The organism is Pseudomonas asturiensis (assembly GCF_900143095.1).
GTDB classification, from domain to species: Bacteria; Pseudomonadota; Gammaproteobacteria; order Pseudomonadales; family Pseudomonadaceae; genus Aquipseudomonas; species Aquipseudomonas asturiensis.
The window spans coordinates 22,116-38,127 of record NZ_FRDA01000013.1 but is presented as its reverse complement, the minus strand read 5'-3'; the positions used below and the strand labels follow the sequence as shown (position 1 = coordinate 38,127).

Annotated in this window: 13 protein-coding genes; 3 read left to right on the top strand and 10 right to left on the bottom strand. The window is 60.5% G+C overall.

Annotated elements, in window-relative coordinates; translation table 11 throughout:
- Positions 1–49 precede the first annotated feature (49 nt).
- Positions 50–1,372: an OprD family porin gene (locus BUB69_RS20345; RefSeq protein ID WP_073169875.1), complete on the bottom strand. Its 1,323-nt coding sequence runs from the start codon at positions 1,370–1,372 to the stop codon at positions 50–52.
- A gap of 329 nt (positions 1,373–1,701) precedes the next feature.
- Here BUB69_RS20345 and mhpT point away from each other — a divergent pair, with 329 nt between their 5' ends.
- Positions 1,702–2,910, top strand: a complete 1,209-nt coding sequence (gene mhpT / locus BUB69_RS20340; RefSeq protein ID WP_073169873.1) for a 3-(3-hydroxy-phenyl)propionate transporter MhpT — start codon at positions 1,702–1,704, stop codon at positions 2,908–2,910.
- A 127-nt stretch (positions 2,911–3,037) separates the two neighbouring features.
- On the opposite strand, the gene BUB69_RS20335 is transcribed toward mhpT, so the two are convergent.
- The 3 genes from BUB69_RS20335 to BUB69_RS20325 form a co-directional block, all read right to left on the bottom strand.
- Positions 3,038–3,985: a SphA family protein gene (locus tag BUB69_RS20335; RefSeq protein WP_073169871.1), complete on the bottom strand. Its 948-nt coding sequence runs from the start codon at positions 3,983–3,985 to the stop codon at positions 3,038–3,040.
- Between the two features lie 84 nt (positions 3,986–4,069).
- The gene (locus BUB69_RS20330) at positions 4,070–4,837 is read right to left on the bottom strand and encodes a coniferyl-alcohol dehydrogenase (protein ID WP_073169869.1); all 768 of its coding nucleotides are present in this window, start codon (positions 4,835–4,837) and stop codon (positions 4,070–4,072) included.
- Positions 4,838–4,896: 59 nt separating this feature from the next.
- A complete protein-coding gene (locus BUB69_RS20325) occupies positions 4,897–6,378 on the bottom strand; it encodes a benzaldehyde dehydrogenase (RefSeq protein WP_073169867.1) in 1,482 nt (493 codons plus the stop codon).
- A 275-nt stretch (positions 6,379–6,653) separates the two neighbouring features.
- On the opposite strand from BUB69_RS20325, the gene BUB69_RS20320 reads away from it, so the two are divergent.
- Positions 6,654–8,429, top strand: coding sequence for a sigma-54-dependent Fis family transcriptional regulator (locus BUB69_RS20320; RefSeq protein ID WP_073169866.1), 1,776 nt, complete (start codon positions 6,654–6,656; stop codon positions 8,427–8,429).
- A 67-nt stretch (positions 8,430–8,496) separates the two neighbouring features.
- On the opposite strand, the gene treS is transcribed toward BUB69_RS20320, so the two are convergent.
- From treS to BUB69_RS20300, 4 genes are all read right to left on the bottom strand, one after another.
- On the bottom strand, positions 8,497–10,563 hold the full coding sequence (treS, locus tag BUB69_RS20315) for a maltose alpha-D-glucosyltransferase (RefSeq protein WP_073169864.1): 2,067 nt from the start codon (positions 10,561–10,563) through the stop codon (positions 8,497–8,499).
- Positions 10,564–10,738: 175 nt separating this feature from the next.
- Positions 10,739–11,308 (bottom strand): LysR family transcriptional regulator substrate-binding protein, encoded by a 570-nt coding sequence (locus BUB69_RS20310; RefSeq protein WP_240033420.1) that lies wholly within the window; start codon positions 11,306–11,308, stop codon positions 10,739–10,741.
- A complete protein-coding gene (locus tag BUB69_RS20305; protein ID WP_073169861.1) occupies positions 11,305–11,604 on the bottom strand; it encodes a helix-turn-helix domain-containing protein in 300 nt (99 codons plus the stop codon). The genes BUB69_RS20310 and BUB69_RS20305 overlap by 4 nt, the downstream gene beginning before the upstream one ends.
- A gap of 301 nt (positions 11,605–11,905) precedes the next feature.
- Positions 11,906–12,511, bottom strand: coding sequence for a DJ-1/PfpI family protein (locus BUB69_RS20300; RefSeq protein WP_073169859.1), 606 nt, complete (start codon positions 12,509–12,511; stop codon positions 11,906–11,908).
- A 132-nt stretch (positions 12,512–12,643) separates the two neighbouring features.
- Between BUB69_RS20300 and ftrA the strand changes: the two genes are divergently transcribed.
- The gene (gene ftrA, locus BUB69_RS20295; RefSeq protein ID WP_073169857.1) at positions 12,644–13,597 is read left to right on the top strand and encodes a transcriptional regulator FtrA; all 954 of its coding nucleotides are present in this window, start codon (positions 12,644–12,646) and stop codon (positions 13,595–13,597) included.
- Between the two features lie 58 nt (positions 13,598–13,655).
- On the opposite strand, the gene BUB69_RS20290 is transcribed toward ftrA, so the two are convergent.
- Both BUB69_RS20290 and BUB69_RS20285 read right to left on the bottom strand, forming a co-directional pair.
- Positions 13,656–14,852 (bottom strand): serine hydrolase domain-containing protein, encoded by a 1,197-nt coding sequence (locus BUB69_RS20290; RefSeq protein ID WP_073169855.1) that lies wholly within the window; start codon positions 14,850–14,852, stop codon positions 13,656–13,658.
- A gap of 3 nt (positions 14,853–14,855) precedes the next feature.
- Positions 14,856–16,010 (bottom strand): iron-containing alcohol dehydrogenase, encoded by a 1,155-nt coding sequence (locus BUB69_RS20285; protein ID WP_073169854.1) that lies wholly within the window; start codon positions 16,008–16,010, stop codon positions 14,856–14,858.
- Positions 16,011–16,012 lie beyond the last annotated feature (2 nt).

Here is a 16,012-nt window from a genome sequence, read left to right as displayed (position 1 = left end):
ACAGACGCGCCGAACACCCACCACGGGGCGTCGGCGGGCCTGCACGCAATTACCAGAGCGGCAACGCGTACTGCACGATAAAGCGCGTCTGGTTCTCGTCGCGGAACGCGGCACCTGTCGGAAAATCGTTCCGATAAATCGACTTTCGTGCCAGCAGGCTCACGTTCTTCAACGGCCCGCTCTGAATCACGTAACCCAACTCCATCTGAAACTCACGCTCCTTGCGGTCATCGGCGTTGAAGGCGGCCAGTTCAATGTTGTCGCCTCGCACGTAGCGCAAGCGGCTACGCAGGCCCACGATGCCGACGGCGGTAAAATCGTAGTCGTAGATGGCTTGCCAGGTGTGCTCCTTGGCGTTGAGAAAGTCCGAACTCATGGTCAGCTCGCTGAGCCCCATCAACTCGGTGCCGGACACGTAAGGCGTCGCCGTGTCGCCACTCGAGTGCATGTACCCCAGACTCACGCTGTGCCCTCCCAGTCTGTAACCCACCAGCGCCGACAGGTTCTGGTTGTCCACCTCGCCGGCCTTGGCGCTGCCCGTGTCCTGACTGAAGAAACTGCGCAGGTCGGTGGTGACGACGCCATCCCCAACCGGCAGTTTGTGCAGCAACGCCAGCGTGTTCTGGGTATACAGGTCGTCCACCTCGGCGTGATAAGCGCGCAGACTGAGTGCTTTGCTGACCTCGTAATCGCCACCGGCGTAGGCCATGTGCGATGACGTTGCCGCGCCGTTGAATCGTCTGTTCGGCGAGGCGATGCTGATGGCCTGGTAGTTGGTGGAATCGCGCTTGTTGACCCGATCGATATAGCCCGCATTGAACGTCAAGCCTTCCAGCTCCTTAGAGGACAAGGTCGTGCCTCGGAATGTCTGGGGCAGCAGGCGAGATGGGCTGGCGAATGCGAACGGCAGAAAGATCGAGACATCGCCGGTCTTGATCGTGGTCTGGCTGAATCGCATCTTGCCGGTCAGCGCCAGGCGCGAGTATTCATCGGCTGCGCGTCCATCGCTCGCCGACACCGGCAATAACTCAGTGCCACTGCGATCTGGCGAAGAGTCGAGCTTCACGCCGACCAGGCCGCGCGCATCCAGGCCGAAGCCCAGCTTGCCGGGGGTAAAACCGGACTCCACGTTCATCATGAAGCCCTGCGCCCACTCCCGCGCTGCGGTTTTCGCGCCGTCGTCCTTGTAATCACGGTCCATGTAGTAGTTGCGCAACGTCAGCGTGCCATGGCTGTCGTCCAGCAAACCCTCGGCCAGCAGCGGACCGGGCAGCACGCTGACACCCAGCAGCCCGAGCAACAGGTTGCGTTTTTTGCCGCAAGAAGATGAAACAGATACCGCCCTGACAGCGTCCCTGGGAAGATTTGGCATGTTCGATGTCCACTTATTGTTGTTGTTTTTCGACGTCGGCCCAGCGCATCACTGGCAGGCCGCACAGGGAGAATTGAAAGATTTCTGGCAATCGTCAATCATCAATGACCGATAATCGAACATTAATATTATTAACTATTTATCCAGACCTGACAGATACCTGCTTCAACCTGCTGTTTTTTATAAGATAAACGCTATTAACGGCGATAAAATCGGCCGTATTCATTTTTTAGTTATTTTTGTTACCTTAATCTTCACCTGACGCGTCACTCGATAAACGGGTGAGCGTCAGACTGCTGACCACAACAAAAACAACAGTGAGGCTCACCATGAACAGTCCGTTGCGTCGTTCGACGCTGACCATCGTCTTGTGTTTTATCGTTGCGCTTATCGAGGGCTTTGACCTTCAGGCTGCCGGCACTGCTGCTGCAGGTCTGCGTCAGACGTTCGCCCTGGATCCGAAGATGATGGGCTGGGTATTCAGTGCCGGCATCATCGGCCTGCTGCCCGGCGCTTTTTTCGGCGGCTGGATTGCCGATCGTATCGGCCGCAAGAAAATCCTGATCAGCGCAGTGTTGCTGTTCGGGGTTTTCTCGCTGGCAACCGCGTATGTCGAAACCTTCTCCGGATTACTGACCGTGCGCTTCATGACCGGCCTGGGCCTGGGTGCCGCCCTGCCCAATCTCATCGCGCTCTGTGCTGAAGCGGTCGGCGAGCGCCATCGGGGCGTCGCGATCAGTGTCATGTATTCCGGCGTTCCGTTGGGGGGCGCACTGGCTGCCGTGGTGGCGATGTTCACCAGCGAACATTGGCAGACCACCTTCATCATCGGCGGCCTGGTGCCGTTGCTGGTGGTGCCGCTCATGATTGTGCTGCTGCCCGAGTCCAACGCCTTTCGTCAGCAGACGTCCTCTGCCGAAGTGCGCCACTCCACAAGCAGCGCGCTGTTCGGCGAAGGCCGTGCAACAACAACCCTGTCCTTGTGGCTGGGCTATTTCTTCACCCTGACTGTCATGTACATGCTGCTCAACTGGCTGCCGTCATTGCTGATTGGCCAGGGGTTCAGCAAGCCCCAGGCAGGCATGGTGCAGATGCTGTTCAACATCGGCGGCGCGTTGGGTTCATTGCTGGGCGGTGTGCTGCTGGATCGTTGCAACGGGATCAAGGTCGTGCTGTTCGTGTACGCAGGTTTGCTGGCAGCACTGGCCGGGGTCGGCTTTTCAGTCGGAATCGTGCCGATGGCCGCGGCCGGTTTCGCGGCCGGGGTGTTCGTCATGGCTGCGCAACTGGTGCTGTACGCACTGGCACCACCTTCGTATCCGACCGCCGTGCGGGCAACCGGCGTTGGCGCTGCTGTCGCCATTGGTCGTCTGGGGTCGGTCGCAGGTCCGCTGGCTGCGGGGCAACTGCTCGGTGCCGGGGCCGGGACAGCCGGTGTGCTGCTGGCGACCTCGCCGGGGCTGGTCATTGCCGCACTGGCGGCGATAACGGTGTTGTCCCGATCCGCTGGAGTGGTGAAGTTCAAGACAGCGAGCTGAACAACGCACACTCGTGCAACAGTCTGCACCCAAAGAGATTCAGTGCGTCACCGTCAGTGTTCGTGAGCAAGCTCACCCCCACGGCCAGTTCATGACTGAGTGTGAGCGAGCCTGCTCGCGAAGGCGACTACAGCTTGTGCAGGAAATTGAGCACCACCTTGTTCCCTTCCGTACGGTTTTCAGCGCCTTGCTCGAAGTAGCTGTTGACCGTCAGCACGTTCTCCTTGTTGAAGGCATAAAGCACACCCGGCCCGATGGCCCAGACCTTTTCCTTACGTCCGCTGACATCGTGCCCATCCACCTGGGTGTCGGTGAACTGCTTGAGCCAGTAACCGTTGAGCCCCACCGAGAGCTGCTCGCTGACCGCATACTGCACGGTCAGGTTGGCATGCAGCGCCTGGCCGGCCTGGGTGTCCGAGACATTGCCGAACGCCGCCTGCGGATCGTTGTTCTTGCTGTTCCACAGGTACATGAAGCGTCCGCTGGCCGACCATTTCGGCGAGAACCAGTAGGTCGCGGCGTAGTAAGGGTTGAACGACCAGAAATTGCTGCCAGGGTTGATCGAGCGATTTCGGTCATAGGAGCCCACCGGAATCGCGATGTCGGCTTCGACTCTTTGTGTCAGCAATGGGCTGCCGTCGGCGTTGGTAAGCGTCGGCAGTTGCAGAAAAGGACCGATGATCAGGTCGCCGAAACCGGCTCGCGAACTGAGGGCGGTGTTGCCCAGACCGTCATCGACATCAACGTGCGCCAATGACGTATTGATCGCCGTAATCCCCGGCATGGCACCATTGGCCAGCGGCGGCGCAACGTAGATGAGCTGAGTGGTGACGGCCAGCACCTCGACTTCCTGCTTCGGCAACTGCAGTTTGTCGCCATTGACGTCGTTAAACCGATTGGCGCGAGCGAAGTTCAGGTACTCCTCCACATACCAGCCCGGCCCCGCTGGCGCGGGGGAGCCGTCGTAGAAACTGGTATTGCCCAGATTGAGGCCTGGCAAGTCATAAGCATGAGCGGTTGAGGACAAGGCAACGATTGACGTGGCCACGACGGTGCGCAAGATAGACTTCTGCATCTTGTGATTCCTTTGGTTTTTTATTGTTGTTTTCAAAGCCCCGACAGCACGGCCGTGCCGTCGGAGTTACTTCATCTGATCGTATTACACGTAAGTGGCCGCCAACCCTCCATCCACCGGCAGATTGACGCCGTTGACCCAGCGCGAAGCGTCGGAGCATAGAAAAGCAATCACCTCGGCGACTTCGTCGGCCTGAGCCGGACGCTTCATCCGCAGGCCGTCCCGCGCCACGCGCGCCTCACCGAGCATCGTGACGAAATCCCCCAGAATGGGCGTGAACACAGGTCCCGGCGCCACGCAATTGACCCGGACCGACTGGTCGCGAAACCAGGCCTGCGATTGCTGGAACGTCCAGACAATCAGCGCCTCCTTGAAGTACTGATAGCAGGTTTCCTGCGCCACCGGATTGGCCGCCAGCCAGTGCAGCCCGTCGTTGTAACTCTCGGTCGCGGCCAGCGCCTTGTGCAGCTCAAGCCGTTCCGGCCATTGCGCGCCGAGGACCGAGGCGATATTGACGATGCTGCCCCCGGCTACGATGCGAGGCAGCAGGCGCTGAGTCAGGTGACGCAGGCCCAGGTAGTTGACTCTGGCCACTGTCTCGACCGGCGCCGTTCCCGGCACACCCGCAATGTTGCACAGCCCGTCGATCTGCCCGGGCAATTGCCCGACCAATGCATTGATGCTGTCGGGATCGCCGAGATCGGCCTGATAGAAGCTGTCCAGCGTCAATTGCGGTTCGTGGCGGTCGACGCCGATGACCCTGGCGCCCTGAAAGCGCGCCAGACGGGCAAGCTCAGCACCGATGCCGGAGGACACGCCGGTTACGACGAGGATTTTGTTGTTCAGGTTCATAGTCATGCGCTCTTGTTATTGTTGGGTAACACCGGTGTTTTTCGCGTAATCATCTGTCCTCAGAACGGATAGGCCGGGGGCTGATTCTTGACCGTGACCCACTGCCATTGGCAGTACTCGTCCCAGTCGGAAGGACCGCCGACGCTGCCGCCATTACCTGAGGAGCCGCGCCCGCCAAAAGAATTGACGCATTCGTCAGCCACGGTCTGGTCGTTGATGTGCAGCAAGCCGCATTTGAGGCGGTCGCCGATGGCCATGGCGCGGCCGACCGATGGAGAAATCACCGCAGCTGCCAGGCCATATTCGCTGCGATTGGCCAGCTCGATTGCCTCTTCATCGCTGGAGAATGGCACGACAACCGCTACCGGGCCGAACACCTCCTCGTCGAACACCCGCATGCCGGGTTTCACATTGCTGAGCACGGTCGGGCGATAGAACAGCCCTTCGTATTCGCCACCGGTTTCAAGGTGCGCGCCAGCCTGCACGCTTTCGCTGACCAGCTCGTGCACATGCTGCAACTGACGCGCATTGATCAGCGGGCCCAGCGCCGCCTCGCCGCGTGCAGCGTTGCCAACGGTCAATGCACGTGCCTTGTCCGACAGCTTGCGGGTCAAGGCAGCGGCGATGGACTCGTGAACCAGAATGAGCCCGGTCGCCATACAGATCTGGCCCTGATGAAGCCAGGCACCGAAGGCTGCGTTGCTCGCGGCCAGGTCAAGATCGGCGTCTTCAAGAATGATCAATGGATTCTTTCCACCCAGCTCCAGCGAGACTTTCTTGAGGTTGCGCCCGGCCGTTTCGGCCACCTTGCGGCCTGCGGCGGTAGAGCCGGTGAAGGTGATCATCTGAACGTTGGTGTCACGGCACAAGGCCTCGCCCGCGTCCGCCGCACCCGGCAAAACGTGCAGCAGGCCCTTGGGCAAACCGGCTTCCTCGAACAAGCGGGCGATCAAAAAGCCGCCGCTGACCGGGGTCTGCGGATCCGGCTTGAGCACCACCGCGTTACCTGCCGCCAAAGCAGGCGCCACTGTGCGCAGCGACAGAACCAACGGGAAGTTGAACGGCGAAATCACCCCGACCACGCCATGCGGCACACGCCGCGCGTAAGACAGCCGCCCCGCCGCACTGGGCAGGATCAGGCCATGGCCGTGGGCCTGGGAAAGCATGCCAGCTGCCTGACGCAACAGCACGATGGCTTCGCGCACCTCGTGCTCGCCCTTGTGCAGGCTGCCGCCGGTTTCGCGTGCCACATACAACGACAGCTCATCGAAGGAGCAGACCGCAACGTCGGCTGCCAGCAAGAAGATTTCCGCCCGCTCGCGCGGCCCCAATGCCGCCCAGGCAGGCTGGGCCAGCGCGGCTTCGCGGCAGGCCACTGCGATGTCTGCAGGATCGGCCATCGCGGTGTTCATCAGCCGTTCGCCGGTCGCCGGTTCAATCACCGGCCGCAGCGGCGCCGATGATGGAATCCAGTTGCCATTGAAGGCGCACTCAGCGGAAATCGCGGGTTGAAGCAGGGAAACAGGCTCAGACACTGACATGGTGACACTCCGGCTTTTATGGTTGTAATCGCCGCATTCAGGAGGAACGCATGCGCCGTAGCAGGACCTGAGCAAGCGCTGTGCCGGTTTTGCAATCACAGTGTCATGTCTTTGTGAAACCGCTCTGGATCAAGCTTCTGCTTATTACGTCAGCGTGACGCTCATCGCATCCGGATGAATGCACGAGCTGCCGGACTTGTTCATTTGATAAAGTTATGCTTAATAACTTTTTCATCCCGTTATCATTTCGATAACCGCAGGCCCGGGGCAACGCCATGAATGATCGTCACCGCCACCTTCCCGATCAGCTTCCCGGCCACCCTGGCACCCCTTCGCAATACGCCCCACGTGGCGACAGTTCCCAGGCAAGCGCCAGTCAGTCACCAACCCCGGAGGAGCTGACCGGCTGCCTGTTCTTTTCTCCGGATGACGGGCGTATCTGGCTCAACGACCAGCGCATGCTCCTGCTGCACTGCTCATCATTCGGCACATTGCGCCGCGAGATCATCGAACGTCAGGGTGTCGAGCAGGCACGCGGCATGTTCACGCGTGCCGGTTACCTGTCAGGCGCACGCGATGCACGGCTGATCCGCGAACGCTGGCCCAACGCCGACGCCACTGCCGTGTTTCGCGCCGGAACGCATTTGCACACGCTGGAGGGCATGACCAAGGTGGAGCCGCTGCATTTCAAGTTCGACGCTGAATCGGGATTCTATGAAGGAGAGTTTCTCTGGCACCACTCGTGCGAGGCTGACGAGCATCTGGCCGCCTATGGCAACAGCCAGGATCCGGTGTGCTGGACCGAGACCGGTTATGCCATCGGTTTCGTCAGCGGCCTGTTCGGGCAAATGGTGATTTTTCGTGAGGTGGAATGCCGTGGCATGGGCCACAGCTGTTGCAGAGTGGTCGGCAAGACCGCCGAACAATGGGGAGATGTCGAGCAGGACCTGGGTTACCTGAGCGCAGCAAAGTGTGCTTCGGCTCATCACCCGGTAGCACCGGCTGCGGCACCACTCCCGCAAGGAACACCTGCCGTGACCGAGCAGCCGCTGATTGGTGCCAGCGCCTCCTTCAACGCTGCCACCCAGGCCTTGCATCGCGTCGCCATGACACCTGCGACCGTTCTGATCAGCGGCGAATCCGGCGTCGGCAAGGAAATGTTCGCCCGCCAGTTGCACCAGCTCAGTCGCCACCGGGACGGACCGTTCGTGGCACTCAACTGCGCAGCGATCCCGGACAACCTCATCGAAGCCGAACTGTTCGGCGTCGAGCGAGGCGCCTATACTGGAGCCACCCATTCACGCCCCGGCCGCTTCGAGCGGGCCAACGACGGCACGCTGTTTCTGGATGAAATCACCTGCCTCAGTCTGTCGGGGCAAAGCAAGCTGCTGCGCGCCCTGCAGGAGCGAGAGATAGAACGGGTCGGCGGCGGTCATGGCATCAAGGTAAATGTACGCGTGGTGGCGGCGACCAACGTTGATTTGCGCCAGGCCGTGGCGAATGGCGATTTCCGTGAAGACCTGTTCTACCGCCTGAACGTCTACCCCATCGCCCTGCCCCCGTTGCGTGAGCGTCGGGACGATATTCCGCTGCTCATCAACGCATTCCTCAAGCGCTTCTGTGCCGAATACGAACGCTCCCCGACCGGCCTGACCATGCGCGCGCTCAAGACCTTGCTGCGTTATGACTTTCCAGGCAACGTGCGTGAACTGCAGAACCTGATCGAACGCGGCCTGATCGCCAGCGAGGAAGGCCAGGCCATTGACCTGATTCACATCTTTCGTAATGAACCGATGCCGGTCGAATCGTATTCACTGAACCATCAGGGTGGATTGTCACTGGGCTCGCCAGTCGAGGCCCCTGTGGAACCCGCCTTGACGCTGCTGGAAACGCTGGGGCAAAGGGAAGGTTTTTCCATAGACGACCTTGAACAGCGCCTGATCAATGAGGCACTGGACAAGAGTCAGGGAAATCTGGCGGCCGCCTCACGGCTGTTGGGGCTCAGCCGTGCGCAGTTCGCCTACCGCTTGAAGAAACACCAGAGTACTTGAGGATGGACGCGCAACGCCTGAGCGGCCTTCCCAAGTGACAGCACGGGAATGACCGCTCCTTCGGACGCTAGATCATCGGCAGCGTGCTCACGACACGCAATGCCAGCCCTTCATAGGCATCCAGCGTGATCGTGAAATCACCCTGTTCGGTCAGATCGCCTTCCACGCGTTCGTTGATGATGTCCACCACAGGACCCGGTGCGATGTCCGGCAGATGGAGGGTCTCCACAATCGTCTCGCTGCTGAAGTTGAGCGCCGTGATCTGAGTGCCCTTGCCGGCTGGCAGCTCATGCACCATGACCAGCAGACCCGGATGCTGAACGTCAGGGATCATGATCTGACGGCTGGCAGCGATATCGTACGCGCGGCGCACGGCCAGGATCTTTTTCAACTGCGAGGCGAAAGAGTCAGGACGCTTCAACTGGCTGACCAGGCTGCCGTACAAGGATCTGGCGCGCGGCATGCCGCCTTCAGACACTTCAGCGTCGGGGTCAAGGTCTGCCAGATCATAGGCACCGCGATGGATCCAGCGGGTGTCGCCATCCAGCATCAAGTGTTGAACCTGCTCGGCAGGCAGCGTGAGTGCGCCCACCAGATCCCAGCCAGACAAGGCAAACACGCCAGGCTGCATGGCGTTGTACATCACCAACAGCAGGTGAATGTGCTGGATCTGCTGGATATCCGCGTCAGTGATCGTGCTCAGGTCGCGAATGCCCAGCGCGGCTGTGATGATGCTCGCGGTGGTACAGGACACGCCATTGGTGACAAATTTCAGGTTGTAGGGCGCATGCTCGCCGGTCAGCCGCTCGTACATTTCCTCGCGGATATGCTCGCGCAGGATGTTGCCGGGGAAGGTCTGCCCTTGATAGTGATAGGTGTCGTGAGCGTGCAACGTCCAGAAATGCACCAGTTCCAGCGTCAGCTCGTCGTGATTCTGCAGTGCATGGATCAGCGATGCCGGGTCGATGCCGAACGCGTGAACCTGACGTAGCATCAAACGCAGAAACTCGGTCGTACCGGTCAACAGCGCATGCTGGTAGGCCGGTCGCGTGATGAAGTCGTAGGACAGGTCCGCGCCGCCATTGCCCATGGCTGCGATATCGTCCAGCGTCAGGTTCAGTTCCTGAAAGCTGAAGCCACCCGCCTTGCGAATAGCGCCGGCCAGCAACTGGTTGCCCGTGATCGACAAGGGATGACCTTCCGACCAGGCCGTGCCCTCGGCGCGACGTTCCACACCCAGAAAGCCGTTGGCATCCAGACGCAGAACGCGGGCGCCCGATACGTCGATGGCGTGCAAGGCGTCACCGATGATCATTTGTTGCGCTGCAAAGCTTGGGTCCAGCCAGTTCAACGAAGGCTGGCCTTCCTTGAAGTAGTGCAGGTATACCCAGCGACGGGCCTTGCCGTCGACGCCTTGCACCACGTCGGTGGCGCTCCAGTCGGTCTCCTTGACGCCGGGCTCGAAGAAGATCACGCGCTGCAATTGACCGACGATGTAGTGCTTGTCACGCAGTTGATCGACCACATCGGGCATCAGGTTGACCGCATCGCGGCCCGCCGGAACATCAGGCAGCAGCTGCCAGTCCTCTTCGCGAATCTCGACCATGTGGTAGAGGCCCGGGTAATCCTCGTATGCCAGCTCGGCGAGCCTGAAGTCAGCGCCCTTGCCGGTGTGAGACGGAATCACGTCGTCGATGATGATCGAGTTATGCGCAGCCGCGATACGCGTCAGGCTCAACAGCTGGGCATCAGTGCCCAGTTCAGGATCGATGCCGAAACTGATGCGGTCGAAGTTACCGTCAATGCTCGGCGTGCGCGTGCGGCCCTGCAAACCGCCGGACAGCTTCAACGGGCCATTGTGAATGCCCTGAATGCCAATTTCAGACAGTGCGTGCCATAGCGTCTCGTCACCCAATGCCTCAAGCACCGAACAGCCTTCGCGCGTAACGATCGAGGCGGGGTACGCGGTGAACCAGACCGACGAGATGGCCGATGCATCCCTTGGCCGGGCCTGCGCGAACGGCCGCTGCCAGAGACGGCCCTGCCCCGAGTAGGTCTTGGCGCGCTGCCTTGCAGCGTTCAGCATCGATTGCTCGACCAGCCAGTCCACGTACTGCTTGTCCGGTATCGTCATAGCGTCCAGTCTTCCTCTCGAATCGGCGGCGTTGGACGCTTGCGAACAAGCGTCCCGAATGTTTTACCTATGGGTATGAGCCTTGCGGGGGCAATTCGTTGCATCGGCAGACGCCCTGATCTCTCTGCCGCAGTGCTTTCTCGCCACGAATGAAGAATCGCGGCCTCGTATTTGCTCAGTAACGCTGAACCGCCAGCACTCGCGGTTTCTTCAATGCCTGGATCACCGCATTGGCCGCGTTGGACAGCAGCGAGGTCGGGCGCGCCACGACACTGATGTGGCGCATGATCGTTGCCGGCAGCGGCACTTGCTCCAGCTCTCGCAAATGTCCATTGAGCAAGGTGCTGGGCAGAATCGAGACACAGTGCTGCCTGGCGACCAGGTCCAGCAGGGTTTCCAGGCAACTGAGTTCACCGCGATGGCTGAGCCTAACCTGCGCGGACGCCAGTTGTTGATGCAGCCGGTCCACGCCCGGGTGCCGCCAGGCGACGTAGCGCGAGGATTGTGAGAGTTCGGTGAACGTGTTTGGCGTCATGTGTCTGGCCTTGGCGGTCACCAGCACATAATGGTCCGACCAGTGATGATGCTCCAGATAATGCTCGCCCAGCACCGTACTGGGCAGAATAAGAATGTCCGCGGTTTCTTTTCTCAAGGGTTCGAGTGATGGACTCTGATCGCTGCTGTACAGCACGTTCAGGTGAATGTCCGGGTAGTGACGGGCGATAAAATCCAGCGAGGTCGTCAGGCTGGTTTCGAGGATATGCGTGTGATAGTGAATGGTGACACTGCCACTGACCCCATTTTTTTTAGTTGCTCAAGCGTGGCCATGACGCTGCTCAGGGTCTGGGAGATGATCTTGCCGTCCGGGGTGAGCGTGCAACCTGAACGGCTGCGAATGAACAGGCGCTTCTCAAAGAAATCCTCGACTTCCTTGATCGCGTAACTGATGTTGGACTGGCTACAGCCCAGAATAGCCGCCGCCTCCGAGAACGAACCGTGCTGGGCGACGGTTTGAACGATTTTGAAGAAATGGGTTTTCATGTGTCCTGCACTCTGGATATTGCGATAGTGGGCGCGACCTGTCGCAGACAGGGGGAGAGTCGGAATACAAGAACCCCCGCTGCCACGCCTTCATGCCCTTTTATCGGCAGCACAAAGAGATCGGTCAGTCGGGGGTGTATGCAACTGCTGGATTTTCTGGAAATGGCCCTGCAGCGCGTCAGTCCGCGCACCTGATCAGCGCAATCGCGGGTGTGACGGTGTTCGTGTCACGCACCCGGGATAATCAGCGCCGATGTTTTCCAGACCGCTGCACAAGTCGCAGATGGCGTTGCAAATGCAATCAGTCGTTTTCGGTCCAGTCAAAATCCAGCTGCAGCGCAGTACGCTCGGCCAGTTCACGACTGTGCAGGCGCTCGACCAGGTGCAGGCTCATGTCGATGCCTGCGGAAATACCGGCCGAGGTCACGAACGACCCTTCATCAACCCAGCGCAGCGTGCTGAGTACATCCACCGAAGGGAACATTTCCTTGAGGTCCGCGATGTCTTCCCAATGCGTGGTGACTTGTTTACCCGCCAGCTTGCCGGTCTTGGCGAGCATGAAGGCACCGGTGCACACTGCGGCAACCACTCGGCCAGGCTCGGACTGATCGCTGATCCAGCGAATGACGTCGGGCTTCTCAAGCTCTGCATTGACCACACCACCGGGGACGATCAGGCAATCCATGGCTGGATGCTCGTTGATCGAGAAGTCCGGATCAACCTTGAGCCCCGCGCGGGCACGAACAGACGCCGTACTGCGGCCAATGGTGAATACATTGAACAACGGCTTGTCATCACGGCTGTTGCGGGCGTGCATGCGTGTTGCGGTGGTGAATACTTCATAGGGGCCAGCGAAGTCGAGAACTTCGACGTCATCATAGACGTAGATACCAATATTGAGTGACACGGAATGGCTCCTGGGTCCGCTTGCCGGACCACTTGCAGTGTTAACGATTCACCTGAGTGACAGACTGCAGATTAACCAGTAGCATCAGGCCGAACCACTGTCCGAAATGCCAATATTCGGTAACATCGCGCCATGAAAAATCATCTCGTCGTTGCCCTCATCTATAACCAGCTCTGCACCTTCGAATTTGGCTGCACGGTTGAGGTTTTTGCCCTCAAAAGGCCCGAACTTGGCGTGAACTGGTATGAGTTCGCGACCTTTCCGGTCGATGACGGCCCCATCACCGCTGCCGGAGGCATAACCATTGTGCCGACGCCCGGTGAAGTGCTGCTGGAAAACGCCGACACCATCATCGTGCCAGGCTGGCGCGGGGTCGAATCGCAGGTGCCGCAGCGTCTGATCGAACAGCTTCAGGCCGCCCACGCCCGCGGCGCGCGTATCTGCTCGATCTGCACCGGAGCGTTCGTGCTGGCGGCGGCGGGTTTGCTGGACGGGCATAAGGTGACCACGCACTGGCGTTTCACCGAACTGCTGGCCAGCATGTACCCCGACCTGAGTATCCAGCCCAACGAGCTGTATGTGGATGAAGGCAATATCGTGACATCGGCAGGTTCTGCTGCCGGGCTGGACATGATGCTGCATCTGGTTCGCCACGATCATGGCTCTCGGGTTGCCAACATGGTGGCGCAGCGCATGGTGATTCCGCCCCATCGCGAAGGCGGACAGTCGCAATACGCCTCGCGGCAACTGGTGTCGGCCAGTGATGGACCGATTTCCAACCTGATGGATTGGGTTCGCAGCGACCTCAATCGGCCCCATACCATCAAGGAGATGGCGTCGCGCGCAGCGGTCAGCACCCGTACGTTGCACCGCGCCTTCATGGAAAGCACCGGCCTTACGCCATACGACTGGCTGCTAGGTGAGCGCGTGGCGTACGCCAAGGAGCTGCTGGAGTCTTCGAAGCTGCGCCTGAACGAGGTGGTCGACAGAACCGGCTTCGGCTCAGAAGAGTCGTTCAGACGGCACTTTCGCAACCTGGTGGGTATCAGCCCGAGCAGCTATCGCAAGCAGTTTGCCCGGGCTTGACTGGCGGGTGATACCTGGCGGTAAACACCGAATGTCAGCGGCGGCGCTGTTGTGACGGTCAGAACGAACCCTTCGCAGGAAGGCCGCTCAGAACACGCTGGCTAATACTTGAAGCGTCTCGATACACCGCCTCGACCAGCGCATCCGCAAGCCCGCCCCAAGCGCCAGCCACAGCGGTATTGGTGAGCACCACCAGACTGACTTCGGCCACCGGATCGACCCAGTAATGGCTGCCATACAGACCACACCATGACCAGGTGCCGACGCCCTGTGGCTGTCCGGCAGCCAGCGGGTCATCGAGAATCAGCGGCCCCAGGCCGAACGTCCAGCCAGGCCCCTTGCCCTTGAGCGTCACCTCGCCGATGGCATTGCCCAGCAGCGCAAGGGTGTTGGGCAGGCTCAACAACGGTGCGCCGCCCAGACGCAGACATTCCAGCAGTTTCAGGTAGTCACCGGCTGACCCCAGCATCCCCGCGCCTCCCGATTCATAGGCTCGCGCATCGTAGACCCGACCCGACGAGACCCGCGCCCGTCCACTTTCGAGCACCAGCACATCGTTATCGCGAATACGTTCGGGACCGTCAGCGCCATCCTTGTAGGCACGGGCCAGGCGGCCCTGATCCTGCCTGAACGAGGTCGAGGCCATTCCCAAGGGATGGGTGACCTGTTCGGCGATGACCCGCGACAAGGCCAGCCCCGTGCTCTGCTCAATCACAGCACCTAACACATCGGTCGCCAACGAATAGCCCCAGGCGCTGCCTGGCTCGAACAGCAAGGGCTGTCTCGCCAGTCGCATAAGATTTTCCTGAAGATCGAACTCGACACGGTCCAGCCCGTCCGACACGCCTGCCCGCTCATAGGCGTTGCCACACGGCTGCTCGAAGCCATAGCTCAAGCCTGAGGTATGCGACAGCAGATGGCGCAGGGTGATGACCGGCTCGCGACCCGTGCTCAGGCAGGGCCGAAACGCTGGCAACCCCTCCGTGACCGGCGCATCAAGATGCAAAATCCCCTGCTCGCAGAGTCGCAGCACCGTAACCGACGTCAGCAGCTTGGTCAGCGACGCCAGGCGAAAGCGCGTGTCTTGCGTCACGCCGACTCGCCGTTCACGATCAGCCCAGCCCCGCGCGCTGACGTAACGCAGCACTCCCGCCTGCGCAACCAACAGCACGCCGCCGACGATGCGCCCCGAGTCGACCCAGCCTTGCCAGACACTGGCCAGACGCTGAACCGCCAGCTCATCCACCTGCGCCATGACTCACTGCCCTCTTACCGCCCGACTGAAAATCCCGGCATACACCTCGGCCGAATGACGAATCGGGTTGGTGTGCGAACAGCCATCGGCAAACGCCATTCGACCCACCCGCTCGGCATCCCGATCATCGATACCGATGGCAGCCAGCGTGTGCGGTATGCCGATCAGCTCACGCAGGTTCAATACCCACTCCATTACGCCGCTGAAGCCGGGCCTGGGCAGGCGCAGGTAAACGGCCAGGTCGTCCATTTGCGGCAACAACGCGGATCGATTGGCCTCCAGTACATACGGCAGCAAAATGGCATTGAGCAAACCGTGATGCTGGTCGTACAGCGCACCCAGGCTTTGCGCGATCGCGTGCACACCGCCCAGCCCCCGCTGAAACGCCGCTGCGCCCAGGCTGGACGCCACCAGCATCTGTTGGCGCGCGTCCAGATCCTGTCCGTCTTCAACCACACGAGGCAGGTAAGTCTTGATCATCTGCATGCCTTTGACCGATACAGCCTCGGCCATCGGGTGCCAGACCGGCGAGCACCAGGATTCCATGCAATGGGTCAGCGCATCGGCGCCGGTTGCAGCGGTCAGGTGGGTCGGCAGGTCCAGCGTCAGGTTGGCGTCCAGAATCGCGATGCGCGGCATCATGCGGATGTGCAGGATGGTGCGTTTGACCTGCGCCTGTTCGTCAGTGATCACCGACGCCCTGCCCACTTCCGAGCCGGTGCCCGCGGTGGTCGGCAAGGCGATGACCGGTGCGATGCCCAAGGGATTGGCCCGCAGGTGGTTCTGGCCGATGTCTTCGAAGTCCCACAGCGGCCGCGTCTGCCCCGACATCAGCGCCACGGCCTTGGCGGCGTCCAGCGCGGAACCGCCACCAAAGGCGATCACACCGTCGTGATCGCCCGCTTTGTAGGCGCGCAGACCCTCGGCAACGTTAGTGCCGGTGGGATTGCCCTTGACTTGATCAAACAGACCGCAATGGCCCAATTGCTGTCGGCAGTCTTCTACAGCGCTGTGAATCATGTCAGTGCTGCCCAGAAACTGGTCGGTGATCAACAGGGGGCGTTTGATGCCGGTCACCCGGCAGGCGTCGGCCAGCTCAGCGGCGCGTCCGGCGCCTGCGCGAATGGAAGTCGGGTAATGCCAGTCGTTGCTGTACATGA

Excerpts from the sequence above, each read along its gene's own strand:
- BUB69_RS20325 (WP_073169867.1), bottom strand. The coding sequence starts at position 6,378 with ATGTCAGTGTCTGAGCCTGTTTCCCTGCTTCAACCCGCGATTTCCGCT.
- ftrA (WP_073169857.1), top strand. The coding sequence starts at position 12,644 with ATGAAAAATCATCTCGTCGTTGCCCTCATCTATAACCAGCTCTGCACC.
- mhpT (WP_073169873.1), top strand. The coding sequence starts at position 1,702 with ATGAACAGTCCGTTGCGTCGTTCGACGCTGACCATCGTCTTGTGTTTT.
- BUB69_RS20330 (WP_073169869.1), bottom strand. The coding sequence starts at position 4,837 with ATGAACCTGAACAACAAAATCCTCGTCGTAACCGGCGTGTCCTCCGGC.
- BUB69_RS20285 (WP_073169854.1), bottom strand. The coding sequence starts at position 16,010 with ATGTACAGCAACGACTGGCATTACCCGACTTCCATTCGCGCAGGCGCC.
- BUB69_RS20335 (WP_073169871.1), bottom strand. The coding sequence starts at position 3,985 with ATGCAGAAGTCTATCTTGCGCACCGTCGTGGCCACGTCAATCGTTGCC.
- BUB69_RS20320 (WP_073169866.1), top strand. The coding sequence starts at position 6,654 with ATGAATGATCGTCACCGCCACCTTCCCGATCAGCTTCCCGGCCACCCT.
- treS (WP_073169864.1), bottom strand. The coding sequence starts at position 10,563 with ATGACGATACCGGACAAGCAGTACGTGGACTGGCTGGTCGAGCAATCG.
- BUB69_RS20305 (WP_073169861.1), bottom strand. The coding sequence starts at position 11,604 with ATGAAAACCCATTTCTTCAAAATCGTTCAAACCGTCGCCCAGCACGGT.
- BUB69_RS20290 (WP_073169855.1), bottom strand. The coding sequence starts at position 14,852 with ATGGCGCAGGTGGATGAGCTGGCGGTTCAGCGTCTGGCCAGTGTCTGG.
- BUB69_RS20345 (WP_073169875.1), bottom strand. The coding sequence starts at position 1,372 with ATGCCAAATCTTCCCAGGGACGCTGTCAGGGCGGTATCTGTTTCATCT.